The following is a 17,657-nucleotide window of genomic DNA, read 5'->3' as shown; positions in this document are numbered from 1 at the left end:
GCGATTGGTCCAATTTTTTGTATACGCTCTACACAATGAATCCGCTGGTTGGGGTGATTGACTCATTTCAAAACGTCATGCTTCGTGGCCAAGCACCTGATTTTGGTGTCCTGTGGCCGGGGTTATTGACCGTTGCCATTCTATTGCCCCTGAGTTATCGCTTTTTCAAAAAAGCAGAAGCCTACTTTGCTGACGTAATATAGAGCGGAATTAAACACCATGGCCATGATTGAAGTAAACAACGTTACCAAAACGTACCAGCTGGGCCAGCTTGCAGGTATTAAGGATAGCGCGAAAGCCGTGCTGGCAAAGTTGGTAGGAAAGCCACAACCGCCTAGGCGCGAAGCTTTTAAGGCATTGGACAATGTTAGTTTCGAAGTGGACGAAGGAGAAGTGGTCGGAATTATTGGCCACAATGGAGCGGGAAAAAGTACGCTTTTAAAGATTTTATCTCAAGTCTGTACTCCGACGGCTGGGTCTATAAATGTCAAAGGCAAAGTTGCGCCTTTGATTGAGGTGGGTGCAGGTTTGATTGGAGATCTAACCGGGCGTGAGAACATATTTTTAAACGGTTCAATATTAGGAATTCCTCGCAGGGAAATTTCAAAGAAACTGGATGAAATCGTCTCATTCTCTGAGTTGGAGGAATTTATCGATACGCCAGTAAAAAGGTATAGCTCGGGGATGACAGTAAAGTTGGGGTTTAGTATTGCCACAAGCTTGGAGGCGGATGTCTTAATTGTTGATGAGGTGTTGGCTGTGGGCGATCTAGCGTTTCAGAGAAAGTGCTTTGATCGCATGGAAGACCAAATTCGCAGGCAGGGGAAGACTGTATTGCTCGTTAGTCACAACATTCGGCAAGTTCAACGTTTGTGTAGTAGAGTGCTTATGTTGAGCAATGGAAAGGTATATAAAGAAGGTAAGCCCGAAGAAGTTTGCCATATATTCTATGAGAAGAGTGATGAAAAAATAAGAGAGACTCTAGCAAGTGGTGCGAGGTTGTCATCTTCAAGCGGCGAGATGCAGCTAGTAGAAGTATATCTTGTGGATCAGGAAGGGAAGCAAACTGAGGAGGTGGGCTATGGTGAAAAGTTTTCTGTTTGCTTTAAGGTGAATGCTGAAATTAATTTACGTGATGTGACCTTCGGTTTTGGAATACATACGACTGACTTTTTATACTTGGCGACCCATAACAGTGAGCAGCAATTGGCTATCGAGGAGATATCTCGTGGCGAGCGGGAAGTGCGCTGTGATGTGGCTCGAATGCCTCTATTACCTGGTGTGTATTCCATTCGGTTCGGAGTTACGGCTGGTGCGGGAGCCAGGACAGTATTTTATGGGGAGAATCTGCTGAATTTCCAGGTCGTATCCAAGCGCGCGGGTGATGTACCTGTTACGTCGCGCGGCGGATTTTTGGCTTTGGATGCATATTGGCATGTCTAGTTCTGATTGCGAGGGGGCTGTGTCGGCGTATCAAACATGCAGGATATGTGGGAATCGTGGTGACCATGACCGGTATGTCGGCGTAGAGATGATGTACGGGACAAGGGAGAAATTTCCATATTTTATATGTGCTTCATGTGGCTGTTTGCAAATCGAAGATTTTCCGGAGAATCTCCACAAGTACTATCCTGTCGACTACTACTCTCATAGCAGGGCTCCTTCGCGCAGGTACGGTTTGTTGAAGCGGCTTCTGATCAAGCAGCGGGTCAGGAATGCTTTGTTTGATAGAGGGTATAAATTAAATAAAGTGATTTCCGGATTTGTTGATATGCCGGATATTCGTGTGAAGTCAGGTATACCACTTATCCGAATATTGCGAACGTGCGGAGTAGAAGATTTTTCGACTAGATTTTTGGATGTTGGATGCGGTGTATGGTCCGATTGGTTGGCGGACCTGCGGGATATAGGTTTTTGTAATTTGAGCGGCATAGATCCATTTGTCAGCCAGGATGTGTTTGATGGCACAATTTCAATTAGAAAACTGGGTATCGCCGAAGTGGCCGGTGAGTATGATGTTATTTCATTTCATCATTCGTTAGAGCATATCCCAGATCAGTTGGGTGCCCTCAAGTGTGCCGCGCGCTTGCTGGTAGATGGAGGGGTGATTCTTATAAGGATCCCGACTGTATCGTCCCAAGTGTGGGATGAGTACAAAACCAATTGGGTGGAGATGGACGCGCCGCGCCACTTGTACCTTCATTCAGATAAGAGTCTTGCTGTTCTGGCCGATCGGGCAGGATTGGAGATAAGTGAGAAATTGTGCGATTCCACATCATTCGAGTTTTATGCCAGCGAGCAATATGCTCGAGGTATTCCGTTGCGATCAAGCAAGTCTTTCGAGGTTGATCGAGGCAATGGACTTTTCTCGGTTGCTGAGTTGGGCGAGTTTCGTCGTAAAGCGGAGGCAGCAAATCAGCGCGGAAAGGGGGGGCGGGCATGCTATTTTTTGCGTGCTGCAAAATAAGACTTTGTATGGTGAGTTTGTTCTGAATATCTATAGGACAGGTTGTCCAGTGGTTGAAGGTCGAAAAATCCCGTTGGTTTATGTCATCATTTTGAACTACTGTTCTTATGAAGACTCTGTGGCGTGCATTGAAAGTGCTAGGCGGATAAGTTATTCAAACGTTCGAATTCTTGTGTTAGACAACGCTTCATCGGATGGTAGCGGGGATGCGCTCAAGAATATATTAGTTTCGGAAGAATATATTCAGCTAGATAAGAATCTGGGTTACGCTGGTGGAAACAACTACGGAATCTCCTATGCGCTTAAAAAAGGGGCTGAGTACATATTCATAGTTAATCCCGACGTGCGTCTTTCCCAGTCTTCTATATCAGACTACTTGTCTGTGTTTGAGGGTGACGATGCTGTTGGTGCGGTCGGCCCGGTTCAACTTGGTCGTGGTTCCGATAAAATAGATAAAAAATTTGAGATGGGTGTGTTTAATAGGCATGGGCTTGATTTGCCACCCCTGCCCTTAGAAAGAGGTCAACTTTGGGAGGTGGATGTTTTATACGGGGCAGCGTTGTTCGTGCCGAGTAGTACTTTTAGGAGGGTTGGCGGTTTTGATCCATTATTCTTTGCTTATGGGGAAGAGGAGGACTTTTGCAGTCGAGTTAAGAGGCACGGTTTGAAGTTGTTGGTTACGTCGAACTCGCCCGTGGTTCACCTGAGAACGAAGGAGGCTGATCGAGTATCTGATACTGTGCTTTTTCTTCGTTTGAAAGGAATTATGTTATTTAATCTGAAAACCAGTATGGCTCCATTTTTGGGGGCATTTCTTCAGGTTGTAGGTAGATTGGGTAGGCAATTGTTGCTGCCTGATCGATCAATATATCCCTACAATTTGTATCCTGTGGGTCGTCTGCATACGTTGCGTGCGATCGTGTGGTTAGTGGGCAACGCGTGGGGCGTCCGGCGCAACGTTCGTAGGGAGGCGGCGAAAGTTCGGGGGCTGTATTTGGAAACGGATGGGTGAGAGAAAGCAAAACATTCTGTTTATCTCGCATGATTCTGGTTTGTATGGGGCTCAACGATCATTGCTTGACTTGCTGAGGACCATGAACAGAGATCAATGTGCTGTTCGCGTAGTTCTACCATGCGACGGTGCGTTGGCGGGTGAGCTAAAAGGGATTGGGGTTCCTGTTGACTTCCGCCCTGTCGTGCATTGGGTTCCATCCCGGATGATGTTTGGTAGAGGGTACCGGCGTCGATTTGTATGCGGTCTCAAAGATCGGGTATGGGGGATTTGTGGCCTAATTGAGCGCTATGGGATCGATGTGGTGTATACCAATACGGTAACCGTGATTGAGGGTGCGCTTGCTGCGAGAACCGCAAGAAAGGCTCATATTTGGCACCTTCGAGAGCATGTGGAACATAATGAAGAACTGAAACCGCTTCTACCGCCGTGGTTGTGCTATAAGGCAGTAGATCGCCTTTCAAGGGCGGTTGTTGTTAATTCTGAGTCGTTGAGATGTGCGGTAAATCGTTATATAGGGATGGCGCGGGCGGTGAAGGTATACAACGGTGTAGATTGCAGGGGCTCAGATTTTGGGCTAGATCCGTCTACGAGATTGAAGTCTCAGCTAGGGTTGGGTGTTGGCGATTCAGCGGTGATCTTTATCGGGGCGATTCATCCGAGGAAGGGGTTAGGCTTTTTGGTCAGCGTTGCGGGCTTGGTGAAAACGATGGGGTTAAGGGTCAGGTTTTTGATCGTTGGGGATGGTGATGAGCCGTACGTCAACGCCCTAAAGAAACGAATCTGCGAGCAAGGGTTGGATAACGTCTTCTGCTTCTTAGGTCAACGGAATAAAATTGGCCGCTACCTAGCGGTTTCAGATGTGCTTGTGTTGACCTCTAACCAGGAACCGTTCGGTCGTGTTTTGATTGAGGCGATGGCAGCTGGCAAACCTGTTGTAGCGACCCGCAGTGGTGGACCAGAGGAGATAGTTATAGATGGCGAAACGGGATATCTTCGAAAGTTCGGAGATGTTGAAGGTTTTGCGTCAGCACTGTCTATTCTGCTTTCGGATAAGGAAAAGGCGGCCCAATTCGGGGAGGCGGGCCGTCGCCGCGTTATGAAACACTTTGATCTCGTAGCTCAGACTGAACGCATTCAATCCTTAGTGCAGCAGGTGGCTGCTAGCGAGCACGAGCGGTCGCTATGGTAAATGTGATCGCTTTTTATTTACCCCAGTTTCATCCGATTAAGGAAAACGACGAATGGTGGGGTGTAGGCTTCACAGAATGGCGAAATGTAGTAAACGCCCGGCCCCGTTTCCCCGGCCACTATCAGCCTCATCTGCCAGCGGACCTTGGATTCTACGACTTGCGTATTCCCGAGGTTCGTGAAGCGCAAGCGGATCTAGCTCGCCAGTATGGCGTGCACGGGTTTTGTTACTACCATTACTGGTTCAACGGTCGTCGCGTGCTTGATCGTCCATTCGATGAGGTGTTGGCTAGCGGTAGCCCCAATTTTCCATTTTGCTTATGTTGGGCTAATGAGAATTGGACTCGGGTGTGGGACGGCGGCGAAAAGAATATTTTGCTCGAACAAAAACATAGTGTGGAAGATGACGTAGCCCATATCCGCAGCCTTTTTCCTGCTTTTCGTGATGAACGCTATATTCGGATTAATGGTAAGCCGCTGTTTTTGGTCTATCGTACCGAGATATTACCGGACGCTGCTAAGACCGCCGAAGTTTGGCGGGACGAGGCGCACAAGGCCGGTATAGGCGATATTTATTTGGCGCGAGTTGAGCAGTTTGTAAATACAATTGATCCGGCTGGTATTGGTTTTGACGCGGCGGTGGAGTTCGCCCCGTCCGGCGATCGGTTGGGTGAGATAGTTTTTCGGGGTGCGTTGCCGTCATTGTTTTCCAAGCTGGGATTGCTATCTCGGGCGTATGCTGAGAATGATGTTATTTCATATAATTCTGTGGCGCGCGTTTTTAAGAATCGCGCCGATCCACAGTTTAAACGCTTTCATTGCGTGTCACCTTGTTGGGACAACAGCGCACGTCGACAGAGACTTGCAAGGATTATCGTCGATTCAACCCCTCAGTTATATGAAGATTGGCTTCGGCATACAGTAAAGCGTACTGTTCGTAAGTACGAAGGGGACGAGCGCATTGTTTTTATAAACGCTTGGAATGAATGGGCAGAGGGTTGCCACTTGGAGCCTGATTTGAGGTGGGGGCGGGCGTACCTAGAGGCAACTTCCCGTGCTTTGAGGCCCGTGCCTGATATGGTAGAAACCGCACCCTCCAGCTCTCAGCCCTCGGGACGTATTGGCTATTTTAAGCAACAGTATTGGCGAGCAAGAAAATTCACGTGTAATGTCAAAGAGTTATTACGGCAGTTGCGGTTGCCAGGACGGTACCCTGAATGAATGACCGGGTTTCCATGGGAAATGATCGACCCGTTGGCACGCAGGGGCGTGTAGCTGTTCTTGTTCTAAATTGGAACGGGAAAGACGATACGCTGATTTGTTTACGGTCTGTTTACGGTATGGATTATCCTCTTTTCGAGGTGGTCGTGGTCGATAATGGCTCTTCCGATGGTTCATTGGCCGCTGTTCGTCAAAACGCCCCCGCTGCGACGGTGTTGGAAACTAAAAACAATTTAGGTTATGCCGGCGGTAATAATGTCGGATTGCGCTGGGTCTTGGAGCGGAAGTTTGACTATGTGCTGGTGCTCAACAACGATACTCTAGTAGATCGGAATTTACTCACTGCGTTTGTGGAGGCGGCTCGTGAGCTTCCAGAAGGAGGAATCTTCAGCGCAAAAATTTTCCACGCAGATCGCCCTGATAAAATCTGGTATTTCGGCAATGTATGGAACCGAAGGATCGGTGGGTTTGAGCCTCTCCCAAATAGGGAAACCATAGACACGATCACCGAAACCGACCACGCCAATGGCTGCGCGCTGTTCATTCCCGTTTCTGTGCTAGAGAAGGTCGGTCTTTTCGACGAGGATTATTTTCTCACTTACGAAGAAACAGACTGGTGTTATCGCGCCCGAAAGTTTGGTATTCGCAGTTGGGTGGTACCAAACGCACACGTGTATCATAAAGTATCATCGGCTATTGGTGGTTCCGATTCGCCGTTGGCGTGCTATTTCTGGGTGCGAAACCAATTGTTCTGGGCTCGGCGTTATTTGGCGGGGGCGGATCGGCTCGCGGTATGGCGTGCAGTATTGCGTCGTATGCGCATCGCCTTTGTGCCGCGCTTGACTGTGTCGGGTGAGGGTGGTGTTCTGCGGCGTTGGGTGTGGACCTTGGTTACGTGGCGCCGTAATTTCGTTGCGGGACTGAAGTGTAAGCGTAACCGCGGTTTGCTGCTGGGTTTGCGAGATTATCTGCTTGGCCGCATGGGGGATTGCCCGTCGGACGTAAGAGCGTGGACCGAGCAGCTAAAAATAGCTGGATCCCGTCAGGTTGGCAGGGCGGCAGTGTCTCCGGCCGTCCGTGGCCGGGTAGTGTGAACAGTGGCCGTTTACTATCTCTGTCCCGATAGCGATCACCCAACCGGTGGTATCCGCGTCATTTACCGGCATGTGGACGTGCTTAACACCCACGGTATTGAGGCGTATGTTCTACACCAACGTAGAGGTTTTCGCTGCACGTGGTTTGAAAACCAAACACCTGTTGCTTACACGCGGTTTCCTATTGGCTCATTGCTGGCGCGTGTAACCAAAAAGCTGCGGGAAAAGTTTAGTCCTGCATCGGTGCAGATGATTCCTATTGTAGGTGGCGCTCGAGCGGGAATTGGTGTTGATGATGTGTTGGTGTTGACGGAAACTTGCGGTCCCGATCTGGCCGCTGTCGGTCGTGGCATTCCTCGAGTGATACTTAATCAAAACGGATTTTTGACGTTTAAGGGCTATTCTTTTGATAAAGACAAGCGCAAGAATCCTTATTCCGACCCCTCTGTGCTGGCGGTGTTGGTGAATTCTGAGCACTGTGAAGAGTACGTGAGATACGCGTTCCCTGATGTGAATGTGTGCCGGTTTTTTCTGTCGGTGGATCCGGCTCTGTTCTATTTTCAACGGGCTAAAAAGAAACAAATCTGCTTGTCGCGGGTGAAGAGCGAATCCGATGCCATGCAGGTGATAAATATATTGAAACATAGGGACGTGCTGGAAGAGTTCGACGTTGTGCCGTTTGTCAATATTCCGCAGCAACGGGTCGCAGAGCTAATGCGGGAGTCGTTGATTTTTCTGAGTTTTGGTTATCGGGAAGGATTCGGCCTGCCGGCGGCGGAGGCTATGGCCTGCGGCTGCATTGTGATCGGCTATCACGGTTGGGGGGGGAGAGAGTTTTTTAATCCGGACTGGTCGTTTCCCATTGAAGATGGCGATATCATCGGTTTTTCCTCCCAGGTTGAGCAGGTGATCAAACGCTGCAATGCCGATTCGCAGTATTTTTCGGCGCAGCGGGAACAGGCAGCCCGGTTTGTTGCCTCACAGTATTCGCTCGAAAAGGAAGAGCGAGCTTTGGTGGAGATTTGGAACGCGATTCTGGCGCCCCGTTAACGGGATGGTGAAAAAATGCTTTTGGTTACTTCTTCTCTGACGGGGAAGGTCAGGAGGAAAGGAGTAAATGTAAGCGCCACGGTTGATTTATTCCTTTAGTCCGCCCCTCTAGCTGAGGAAAAGGGAGTTTCCCGACAGCCTGTTGAACCGTTGCCCGGATTCCGCTGCGCTGCATCCGGCGTACAAAGCGTTTTGGTTGCCGGCTTGATAGAGACAGAAAATGGAAACGCAAAAAAAAATATTTGGTATTGGCCTGTCGAAAACGGGCACGACCAGCTTGGCAGGTGCGCTGACCATTTTGGGATATCGAACCCGTGACTATATCGGGGTGACCCGTTATACGCCCCGCGATTTGTCTTGTATTCCAACCGAAGAGCTTGATGTGCATGATGCCTTTACCGATACCCCCATCCCCAGCTTTTATCGTGAATTGGATCAGGCCTACCCCGGTTCCAAATTCATTCTGACAGTGCGCGATGCCAAGGGGTGGCTGAAATCCTGTAAAAAACAGTTTACCGTCCGCCACGCCGAAATCCAAAATGAGGCGACCCGTCTGCTTACGCAAGAGATGTATGGTTGCACGTCGTTCGACGAAGAAAAGTTCCTGGCGGGATACAACCGTTTCGTGGCGGGGGTCAAGGAATATTTCAAAGACCGGCCGCAGGATTTGTTGATTTTGGATTTGTGTGGCGGAGAGGGCTGGGCAGAGCTGTGCGGCTTTTTAGGCAAGCCGGTACCTGATGTGCCGTTTCCGGTGAGCAACGTGACGGAGATTCAATGGCTGAATGTGGAAGGCGTGACAGCGGTGGCGCGTCGCGCCGGGGCGAAAGCCCCCGCTGCATTCATTGAAGGGTTGGCGCTATCGGGGCAGGGTGCCGCGCATGCCGCTGGTAGGGGCTGGCTGGCGCGCTTGGCCCGGATACAAGTCGCCCGTTGCGCAAGCAGTGCTGCCGCCGTGATCCGTGACGGATTAAGTAAGCTTACGCCCACTACGCCGGTTTTGTTTGCCGGTGATGAGGTGGTGCCCTACGAGCAGCGCAAGAGATGGAGTTATGTCTGGTTGGTTTCGTGCTTTCCTGAAGCCACAGGGAACGGGCGCTATGGTCCGCTTACTCTCAGTATCGCCTTGGTGGAAGGGCAGCGGCCAAAGTGGGGTGTGGTCTTCATTCCCAGTCAAGGCTTGATGTATTACACCAAGGGTGAAGGCGGCGCTTTTAGATCGGAGCGGGGTGGGGTACCTGACGGGCTGCCCACGCATCCGGCCGGTGCGACTGGCGTGCTGGCAAACCGGACTGACATTGACGTGGGCGGTCGACCGGCAGTGCAAACATCCTCCCCGTGCGCGGCAGAAGGATTGGCGTCGGCATTGTGCGCCGTGGCCGATGGCCGGGCTGCGGGGTATTTGTGTAGCGACGAAGTGCAGCAAGCCCACGCCGCAGCCGGCCACGCTATTTTACGCGCCGTGGGTAAAACCTTGCGTGCCTGTGCCACGGGGGAAGAATTGCAATACAATGCGGCGACGCTGGTCCATCCGCCGTTTAGAGCGGGCTGAGCCATGGCCGCGCACCGGGTGCAGGTGGTTGATGTGGGAGGCGGTGTGTGACGGCGCAGCGGGTTGTCTTTGCCAAGTTTCTCGGACAGGATATTTTCCTCGAGCAAGGACGCTTGTTGTTTTCTCTGTTTCATGCATTTGTGACCAGCGGCTATCAAGTGATGTTTTTTGATCACACTCCAGAAGGCGGTTTGGAAGAGTACGGCCGGGCGGCGCTGGAACTGGATGGTGTGACAAAGACGACCCATGTCCCGGCCAATGGTGATGAAAGTTTGTACCTCTTTGATGAAGAAGATCCGTCCCTGGCCGGACGGCCTTGGCGGAGAAAAATTAAAGTCGATTTCGATGTATTCTCGCCATATTGGCTTGAGCCGCCCATCATCATGCCCTTTCCCATGCATCCCGTGCATGCCATGCGTGGCGTTGATCAGCGCTTGGAGACCTTTCGGGAGGGCAGGAAAAACAAACGGGTGTTTTTCTCCGGCGATACCAAGGATTACCGCCGCAACCGGGTGCGTTATCCTAAGCCGAAGTTGCCGCGTTTGAAAATCGTCAATATTATCCGCGAACGCATGAGTGAAGATACCCTGGTTGTCGACGATCTGGCTGTGTTGGACGGGTTGGGCGAGGCGGGTTATACCAACAAATGTGTACTGGTCGATACGGATCGCATCTGGGTAGACGATAAAATCTGGCCTGATATGCTGGCCACGGCCGATTTCTTTTTGGCGCCTCCGGGCATCGTTATGCCCATGTGCCACAATATTGTTGAGGCTATGGCGGTGGGTTGCGTACCCATCACTAACTATCCCGAGTGGTTTGATCCAGCACTCACGCCCATGGAAAACTGCATCGCTTTCGATGGCGAAGATGACTTGCTCGCCAAGCTGCGCCTTGCTTTGCGCATGCCGGTGGAGCAAATTCGCAGCATGCGCGCCAAGGTATTGAGCTACTACGAGCGGTATTTGCGGCCTGCGAACTTTATCCGCCGTGTGGAAGATGCCCCGCAAAATCCCGTGACGGTATTATTGATTACGGAAAAAAACATGGCGCGCCGTCCGAAGAAACTGGGCAGGTGGTCGGTATTGATCAAGGGCACAGTGAACCGGGGAAATGAGCGGGGCTTGCGGCGGGCCTTGTCTTTGTTGTTGGAGTGAGTCGTTTCGGTTACGGAAGAAATATATGGGCCCGGGCGTGCCCAGATCACCCTTCCCTCAAGGAGGGGGGCGAGGGAAGTCGATCATTGCTAGTTCCTTCACTTAGTCCTTCTTTCGGAGGGAGAAGGGTATTTTGTTGATTCGGCGGCTGAAATTGTTGGGTTGGAAGCGTTGCGCCAATTATGCCTGAGATGCCATGGAACACATAATGAATGGAAATCCCAAAGCCCGCGTTATCGCCTATTACTTGCCGCAGTTTCACCCCATCCCCGAAAACGATAGGTGGTGGGGCAAAGGGTTCACGGAGTGGACCAACGTCGCCCGCGCCGAACGCTTGTACAAGGAGCACTACCAGCCCCACATTCCGGCCGACCTGGGGTTTTATGATTTGCGTTGTCCCGAAAGCCGTGCCGCCCAGGCCGAGTTGGCCCGCGCGGCGGGGGTGGAAGGCTTTTGCTATTACCATTATTGGTTCGGTGGCCGCCGTATTTTAGAACGGCCATTCAATGAAGTGTTGGATACCGGTGAGCCGGATTTTCCTTTTTGTCTGTGCTGGGCCAATCACAGTTGGAACAGCATTTGGCAAGGCAGTCCGGACAAAATTCTAATCGAGCAAACCTACCCTGGCATGGATGACTACGCCGCGCACTTCGATTATTTGCTGCAGGCGTTTGGCGACGACCGCTACATTACGGTGGATGGCAGGCCGCTTTTTTTGATTTATGAACCTGACAGTATCCCCGAGGTGCAGCGTGTTGCTGACTACTGGCGTGAGCGGGCTCTGCAAGCGGGGTTAAAGGGTTTGTACTTGGTGGGTATCGCCCATCACAGCCCCTTGTGGGATCCGCGGCCGCTGGGTTTTGACGCCTGCATGATGCAGAAACTGCCACCGAGGAACGGCCGTATCCCCTGGCGCTACTGGGACGCCAGGCTGAAGGTGCTGGCCAGCCGGGGCAAGTACAAATTGTCCGTTTATACGTACGAAGAAATGCTGGCGTTTTTGTTGCGCAAGCACAGTGTCGATTTTATGGATTACCCTTGTGTAGTGCCCAACTGGGACAACACGCCCCGGGCCGGCATGAACGGCTTGGTGTTTCAGGACTCCACGCCGGAGCTGTTCCGCCGTCACTTGAATGATGCTTACGCCAAAGTGGCTGATTATCCGGCCGAGCACCGCATCTTGTTCCTCAAGGCCTGGAATGAGTGGGCGGAAGGCAATTACGTGGAGCCGGATTTGAGATTCGGGCACGGCTATTTGGACGTGCTGCGCGAAACGGTATTGGGGCGCTAGTAGCTGATGTGCGGCGTCAATGGCATTTTCGCCTACGGCAGTGGCGCGACGCCCGACAAAACCGAGCTGCTCCGCACGCGCGATTGCATGCGGGCCCGCGGCCCCGATGGCTTTGGCGAATGGTGGTCACCTGAGGGCCGGCTCGCCCTGGCCCACCGCCGGCTCGCTATCATTGATCTGTCAGAAGCCGGTGCCCAGCCCATGTCCACGCCGGATGGGCGTTACACCGTCAGCTTCAATGGCGAAATCTACAACTACCGGGCCCTGCGCGCGGAGCTGGAGGGCCAGGGGGTGTGCTTTCGCAGTCACAGCGACACGGAGGTGTTGCTGCATCTCTTTCACCGCGATGGGGCGGACATGGTGCGGCGTTTGCGCGGTATGTTCGCCTTTGCGTTGTGGGATGAAGAAAAACGCGAGCTGTTTCTGGCCCGCGATCCTTACGGCATCAAGCCGCTTTACTACGCCGATGACGGTCGCAGATTTCGCTTCGCTTCCCAGGTTAACGCCCTGCTGGCGGGCGGCGGCGTGTCGAAGGAAATCGACCCGGCCGGGCTTACCGGATTTTTCCTGTGGGGCAGCGTGCCCGAGCCGGTCACGCTTTATCGCGCCATTCAAAGCCTGCCCGCCGGACATACCATGACCGTTACTGAGTCAGGTGTCGCCGGTCATCAATGCTACTGGCATCTGGATCAGGTGATCGCGCAAGGCTGTGCGGCAGCGGACGACATTGCGGCCGGCACGGAAACCGCTTACGCCACCGCCGCACTCACCGACTCCGTACGTGCCCACATGGTGGCCGATGTGCCGGTGGGGGCATTTTTGTCCGCTGGTTTGGATTCCAGCACGGTGGTGGGCTTGGCCCAGACCATGACCGACCACCCGCTGCAAACCATCACCCTGGCCTTCGAAGAATTCAAAGACCGCCCTGTGGACGAAGTGCCCGTGGCCGTCGACATCGCCAAACACCTGGGCGTGGCTCACCATTGCGTGGCGGTGAGCATGGCCGATGTGGAAAAAGAATTGGGGGCGTTTTTGGCTGCCATGGATCAGCCTACCATTGACGGCATCAACACCTGGTTCGTGAGCCGGGCCGCGGCCCAAACCGGTTTGAAAGTGGTGTTGTCCGGTTTGGGGGGCGATGAATTGCTGGGTGGCTACAGCACATTCCGCACCGTGCCGGACAGTGTCCGGCGCTGGTCTGTTTCCGGGCGCCTGCCGTGGCTGGGCCAGCTTTGGCGCGTGGGGTATCAACACTTGGTGACGCCCTGGTCCAAGGCCAGTTCCAAAGAAGCGGGGCGCGTGTTGTTGGGTGGCTCCTTCGCGGGGGCGTATCAAATGGAGCGGGGCATGTTCATGCCCTGGGAACTGGGGCAGATTCTGCGGCCCGAGGTAATCGCCGCCGGTCTGGACCGATTGCAGGTTGCGCCGGCTGTTGCCGAAAATCTCAATGATTTCGGCCAAGTGGCCTATCTGGAAGCCACCCGTTACATGCGCAATCAATTGCTGCGTGACACCGATTGGGTGGGCATGGCGCACTCCCTGGAAATCCGCGTGCCCCTGGTGGATGCGGTGCTCTGCGAAAAACTCATCGGTCTGGCCGCCACCGGCCGTTTGGGGGAAAATAAAGCCGTTTTGCCCAAGGCGCTCAGTCGCGCTTTGCCGGCCAGCGCGCTCACCCGCCCCAAGACCGGTTTCACCGTGCCGATATGGAAGTGGCTGCGCAAGTCGCCGGAGCTGGATGCGTGGAAGCGAGTGAAATACCTGCGCCGCAGCAATGTGCATGATTACAACCGTTGGGCCTACGCCCTTTCGGCACGCCTGCCCGGTGTGGCGGAGATGTTGAAGCAATAGGAACGCCCGCATGAACGCAGCGCCATACACCGCCGGCCGCATTTCGGTCATCATGCCTTGCTACAACGCCGGGCCTTACTTGCGCGAGGCGGTGGATTGCGTGTTGAACCAGACTTACCCGCAAGTGGAATTGGTCGTGGTGGATGACGGCTCCACTGACGGCTCCCGGCAGGTGTTGGCGGACTACGGTGACCAGATCACCTTCATTGAACAAAACAACCAAGGCCCCTATCCCGCGCGCAACAATGGCTTGAGCCGGGCCACGGGCGAATACGTGGCTTTCCTCGACGCTGACGATTACTGGACGGCGGATTGCTTGGAAAAGTTGCACGCCGCCCTGATCCGCGCGCAGGCGGACTTGGTGTATTGCGGTTGGCAGAACGTTGGCGAGCACGCCACCAACAGCGAACCCTATGTGCCGCCTGCTTACGAAGAGGACGACGTCGTGGTCGCCTTTTTGCGCAGCTGCCCCTGGCCCATACACGCGGCGCTGATCCGGCGCACGGTGCTGGATGCCATCGACGGGTTTTCCACCCGCCGCTTTTCGTCCATGGATTACGATCTGTGGTTGCGCATTTACGGCCATACCCGCAACATCGTGCGCCTGCCTGAAGTGCTGGCATTCTACCGTTGGCACGGCAGTACCCAGATTTCCGCCACCAAATGGAAGCAAGTGTTGGATGCTGTGCAAGTGCGGCGCGATTTTGTGGCGAAGTTCGGGGGGCTCACCGCGCACATCCCGGCGCAGCGCTTGCGCGACCTGGTGGAGGGGCAATTGCTCAAGGAGGCCTATCGCGCCTATTGGAAACGCGATCTGGCCAATGCCCGTCCCTTGTTCCGCCACGCCCTGCGGCGCGGCGCCTGGCAGGTAAAAGATTTGAAATATATTCTGCCCGCGCTGCTGTCCGCCCCGCTGTTTGCCAGGCTGGTGGCGCAGGCGGATAAAGCTGCAGGGGAACAAGGCGCATGAACGTGGCACGGCGCATTCCTGTGCTGATGTACCATCGCATTGGTCCTGCACACAACGATTGGGAGCGGCGCTATGCCATCTCGCCCGAAAACTTTGCCGCCCACATGCAGTGTCTGGCGCGGCAGGGGATGCGGGCATGCAGTCTGGGCGATTTCTTTGCCTGGCTGGCGGGGGAGAGAGTCTTGCCCGAGGGCAGTTTTCTGCTCACTTTCGACGATGGCTTTTTGGGTGTGTACGAACATGCCGCGCCGCTGTTGCAAAGAATGAACTGGCCCGCCACTGTATTCCTTGTAAGCCGGTTGCTGGGCAGGGAAGACGAATGGTGCCGCAGCGACAACCCCAGCGGTGCCACTTATCCTTTACTTGCCGCAGAACATATCGTCGCCATGCGGGAGATGGGTTTCACGTTTCATTCCCACACCCGCACTCATGCCGATCTCACCACCCTCAGTGACGCGCGCCTGGCGGAAGAGCTGCGGGCCTCACGTGAAGACTTGGAAGCGTTGCTCGGCGAGGCCGTGCCCTATCTGGCCTATCCCTACGGGCGGATTGACGAGCGGGTGGTGGTCGCCGCGCGCGAGGCTGGTTACCGGGCCGCTTTCTGCACTCAGCCGGGATTCAACCGCCGGGACGTGCATCCCTACCGCATTCGCCGTCTGGATGTGTTCGGCACCGACACCCCGGCCATGTTGGCCCGCAAAGTATTCTTCGGCAGCAACGACGGTTCCTGGCGGCAAACGCTACGGTATTATGGTGAGCGGCTAAAAGCCCGTTTGGGCGCATCTGCGGCATAACAACACACATTACAAACATGCCTGACACACCGCTGATTACCGTTGCCCTGTGTACTCACAATCATGCCGACCGCTTGGTGCGCACCCTGGCGGATTTCGCCCAACTTCACGCGCCCGAGCGGGACTGGGAGTGGGTGGTGGTGGACAACGCCAGCACCGACGATACGGCGGAGATACTGGCGGCCGCGGACTGGCGGCCGGCGGGTGTGCCGGTGCGGGTAGTGCGCGAGAGTAAGCTGGGTTTGTCCAACGCCCGTAACCGGGCCTTGAAAGAGGCACGGGGCGAGTATTTGTTATTCATCGACGATGACGAAACGCCGGACCCCGATTGGCTCCGGGGTTACGAACACGCCATCCTCACCCACCGGCCCGATGCCCTTGGCGGGCGCATTGAAGTGATGTTTGAACACGGCGACCGTCCGCCTTGGCTGCAGGATGAATTGCTGGGTTTCCTCGGGCTACTCAACTATGGCGAAGCCCAATGGCTGACCGAGCCCAACACGCCTTTTTACGGTGGCAACTTTGCCGTGCGCCGCGAACTCTTCGCCCGCATCGGCGAGTTTGACCCCGACCTGGGCCGTAAAGGCGGGGTCAATGACGGTGGTGAAGACACCGAGTTTTACCGCCGCTTGCTGGCCGGTGGCCATCGCGTGCGTTGGGTGCCTGAGTCCACTATCTATCACCGCATCGAGGTGGACAAACTGCGCCGCGGCTATTTTCTCGGATTGCATTATCGCCAGGGTCGCATGGAAGGCTTGCGCAAACGCGGTAATGGATCCCGTTTCCCCCCGAGATACTTGTTTGGCCAATTGCTGCGCGCCGCTGCGCGTGCATTGGGGCAGCGCCTGAAGCAAGGAAGCACGGCCAGTTTGCGAAGAGAGATGAATGTGGCGTACTTTTGGGGCTATGTCCTTGGCTGGTCATTTGCGGCCCGCGCGCCGGAGTAGTGCCGCTGTGGCTGGAACCATCGCACCCACCCTGACCATTCTCATCTGCACCCACAACCGCGCAGAGTTGCTCCTGCGCACGCTGGCGTATTTGGATGCTGCGAAGCGGCCTGCAAGTTGGGCTGTGGATGTGCTGGTGGTGGCCAATGCATGTTCCGACGGTACGGTGGCGTGTTTGAAACGATACCGCGCGGAAAACCCGGGGGGGCTGCCTTTGGCATGGTTCGAGGTGGCTGCGCCGGGCAAATCCAATGCCCTCAATGAAGCCGCCGCCCGTCTCAAGGCGCAGTGGGTGGCGTTTGTTGACGACGATCACCGGGTGGATGAACGCTATCTGGTGAGTCTCGCCGAGGCCGTGGAGTGCTATCCCGATGCCGATTTCTATTGCGGCCGCATCTTGCCCGACTGGGACGGGCAGGAACCGGGCTGGGTGCATGACCGCGGGCCGTACCGGATTTATCCCTTGCCCGTGCCGCGCTTTGATTTGGGTGACGAGCCGCGGCAGTTGGGCCTGGACACCGCCCTTCCCGGCGGCGGCAATTTGTATTTGAAACGGGAATGGCTGCAAAAGGTGGGCAGGTTTTCACCGGAGTTTGGTCCCACCGGGCATGACCTGGGGGGGGCGGAGGATTTGGAATGGGTGCGGCGGGCGTTGCGCTTGGGGGCACGGCTGCGATATGTGCCGTCGGTGGTGCAATACCATTACGTCGACCATGAGCGCCTGACGCTGCCCTACGTGATCAAGAAGGCCTTCATGCGTTCCGCCTCTACGGTGCGTTTGTCGGAGCCGCCGGCGAGCGGCATCGTGCCGCGCTTCATGTACCGCAAGCTGGCGGAGTATTTTATTGCCGCCGCGACGGCCATGGGGCGGGACAAGCGGCGTTTTTATCTGGTGCGCCTGGCAGCGGCCCTGGGTGAGTTCCGCGGTTACTTCTATCTGTGGAGTGACCGCCGCCGTGGCCGTGTGCTTGGTGGAACGGAAGGGTCGGAGTAATGTCGCTGCGGGATAAATGGCGCAAGCTGCTGGATCCGGAAATTCGCGCCAAGAACCTGCGCGAGG

General features: G+C 54.7%; 15 protein-coding genes. All 15 read left to right on the top strand.

What is annotated here, in order from left to right; genetic code table 11:
* The first annotated feature begins 219 nt into the window (after window positions 1-219).
* The 15 genes from ENJ19_03425 (at window position 220) to ENJ19_03355 (ending at window position 17,591) form a co-directional block, all read left to right on the top strand.
* On the top strand, window positions 220-1,443 hold the full coding sequence (locus ENJ19_03425; protein HHM04776.1) for an ABC transporter ATP-binding protein: 1,224 nt from the start codon (window positions 220-222) through the stop codon (window positions 1,441-1,443).
* The gene (locus ENJ19_03420) at window positions 1,385-2,467 is read left to right on the top strand and encodes a class I SAM-dependent methyltransferase (protein ID HHM04775.1); all 1,083 of its coding nucleotides are present in this window, start codon (window positions 1,385-1,387) and stop codon (window positions 2,465-2,467) included. Before ENJ19_03425 ends, ENJ19_03420 begins: the two co-directional genes overlap by 59 nt.
* Entirely contained in the window at window positions 2,289-3,479 is a 1,191-nt protein-coding gene (locus ENJ19_03415; protein HHM04774.1) for a glycosyltransferase family 2 protein, read from the top strand. Before ENJ19_03420 ends, ENJ19_03415 begins: the two co-directional genes overlap by 179 nt.
* Window positions 3,472-4,671, top strand: a complete 1,200-nt coding sequence (locus tag ENJ19_03410; protein ID HHM04773.1) for a glycosyltransferase family 1 protein — start codon at window positions 3,472-3,474, stop codon at window positions 4,669-4,671. Before ENJ19_03415 ends, ENJ19_03410 begins: the two co-directional genes overlap by 8 nt.
* Window positions 4,665-5,891 carry a glycosyl hydrolase gene (locus tag ENJ19_03405; GenBank protein ID HHM04772.1) on the top strand — a complete coding sequence of 409 codons (1,227 nt, stop codon included), beginning with the start codon at window positions 4,665-4,667 and terminating at the stop codon, window positions 5,889-5,891. Before ENJ19_03410 ends, ENJ19_03405 begins: the two co-directional genes overlap by 7 nt.
* A complete protein-coding gene (locus ENJ19_03400; GenBank protein HHM04771.1) occupies window positions 5,888-6,985 on the top strand; it encodes a glycosyltransferase family 2 protein in 1,098 nt (365 codons plus the stop codon). Before ENJ19_03405 ends, ENJ19_03400 begins: the two co-directional genes overlap by 4 nt.
* A gap of 3 nt (window positions 6,986-6,988) precedes the next feature.
* A complete protein-coding gene (locus ENJ19_03395) occupies window positions 6,989-8,035 on the top strand; it encodes a glycosyltransferase family 1 protein (GenBank protein ID HHM04770.1) in 1,047 nt (348 codons plus the stop codon).
* 220 nt (window positions 8,036-8,255) lie between these two features.
* Window positions 8,256-9,587, top strand: coding sequence for a hypothetical protein (locus ENJ19_03390; protein ID HHM04769.1), 1,332 nt, complete (start codon window positions 8,256-8,258; stop codon window positions 9,585-9,587).
* 47 nt (window positions 9,588-9,634) lie between these two features.
* Window positions 9,635-10,744, top strand: a complete 1,110-nt coding sequence (locus ENJ19_03385) for a hypothetical protein (protein ID HHM04768.1) — start codon at window positions 9,635-9,637, stop codon at window positions 10,742-10,744.
* A 208-nt stretch (window positions 10,745-10,952) separates the two neighbouring features.
* Window positions 10,953-12,035 carry a lipopolysaccharide biosynthesis protein gene (locus ENJ19_03380; GenBank protein ID HHM04767.1) on the top strand — a complete coding sequence of 361 codons (1,083 nt, stop codon included), beginning with the start codon at window positions 10,953-10,955 and terminating at the stop codon, window positions 12,033-12,035.
* Window positions 12,036-12,041: 6 nt separating this feature from the next.
* Window positions 12,042-13,886, top strand: a complete 1,845-nt coding sequence (asnB, locus tag ENJ19_03375) for an asparagine synthase (glutamine-hydrolyzing) (GenBank protein ID HHM04766.1) — start codon at window positions 12,042-12,044, stop codon at window positions 13,884-13,886.
* A gap of 52 nt (window positions 13,887-13,938) precedes the next feature.
* The gene (locus ENJ19_03370; protein HHM04765.1) at window positions 13,939-14,856 is read left to right on the top strand and encodes a glycosyltransferase; all 918 of its coding nucleotides are present in this window, start codon (window positions 13,939-13,941) and stop codon (window positions 14,854-14,856) included.
* Window positions 14,857-14,882: 26 nt separating this feature from the next.
* Window positions 14,883-15,650 carry a polysaccharide deacetylase family protein gene (locus tag ENJ19_03365; GenBank protein ID HHM04764.1) on the top strand — a complete coding sequence of 256 codons (768 nt, stop codon included), beginning with the start codon at window positions 14,883-14,885 and terminating at the stop codon, window positions 15,648-15,650.
* Between the two features lie 17 nt (window positions 15,651-15,667).
* Entirely contained in the window at window positions 15,668-16,597 is a 930-nt protein-coding gene (locus ENJ19_03360) for a glycosyltransferase family 2 protein (protein ID HHM04763.1), read from the top strand.
* A complete protein-coding gene (locus tag ENJ19_03355) occupies window positions 16,557-17,591 on the top strand; it encodes a glycosyltransferase family 2 protein (protein HHM04762.1) in 1,035 nt (344 codons plus the stop codon). Before ENJ19_03360 ends, ENJ19_03355 begins: the two co-directional genes overlap by 41 nt.
* Window positions 17,592-17,657 lie beyond the last annotated feature (66 nt).

It is taken from the genome of Gammaproteobacteria bacterium (assembly GCA_011375345.1).
In the GTDB taxonomy this organism is placed as follows: domain Bacteria; phylum Pseudomonadota; class Gammaproteobacteria; order DRLM01; family DRLM01; genus DRLM01.
Note: the sequence above shows the minus strand (reverse complement) of the source record. Positions and strands in the feature narration are given on the sequence as shown.

Coding starts and splice junctions, on each gene's coding strand:
- ENJ19_03410 (HHM04773.1), top strand. CDS start 3,472: ATGGGTGAGAGAAAGCAAAACATTCTGTTTATCTCGCATGATTCTGGT.
- ENJ19_03370 (HHM04765.1), top strand. CDS start 13,939: ATGCCTTGCTACAACGCCGGGCCTTACTTGCGCGAGGCGGTGGATTGC.
- ENJ19_03390 (HHM04769.1), top strand. CDS start 8,256: ATGGAAACGCAAAAAAAAATATTTGGTATTGGCCTGTCGAAAACGGGC.
- ENJ19_03400 (HHM04771.1), top strand. CDS start 5,888: ATGAATGACCGGGTTTCCATGGGAAATGATCGACCCGTTGGCACGCAG.
- ENJ19_03380 (HHM04767.1), top strand. CDS start 10,953: ATGAATGGAAATCCCAAAGCCCGCGTTATCGCCTATTACTTGCCGCAG.
- ENJ19_03415 (HHM04774.1), top strand. CDS start 2,289: ATGCCAGCGAGCAATATGCTCGAGGTATTCCGTTGCGATCAAGCAAGT.
- ENJ19_03405 (HHM04772.1), top strand. CDS start 4,665: ATGGTAAATGTGATCGCTTTTTATTTACCCCAGTTTCATCCGATTAAG.
- ENJ19_03355 (HHM04762.1), top strand. CDS start 16,557: ATGTCCTTGGCTGGTCATTTGCGGCCCGCGCGCCGGAGTAGTGCCGCT.
- asnB (HHM04766.1), top strand. CDS start 12,042: ATGTGCGGCGTCAATGGCATTTTCGCCTACGGCAGTGGCGCGACGCCC.
- ENJ19_03425 (HHM04776.1), top strand. CDS start 220: ATGGCCATGATTGAAGTAAACAACGTTACCAAAACGTACCAGCTGGGC.
- ENJ19_03365 (HHM04764.1), top strand. CDS start 14,883: ATGTACCATCGCATTGGTCCTGCACACAACGATTGGGAGCGGCGCTAT.
- ENJ19_03420 (HHM04775.1), top strand. CDS start 1,385: ATGTACCTGTTACGTCGCGCGGCGGATTTTTGGCTTTGGATGCATATT.
- ENJ19_03360 (HHM04763.1), top strand. CDS start 15,668: ATGCCTGACACACCGCTGATTACCGTTGCCCTGTGTACTCACAATCAT.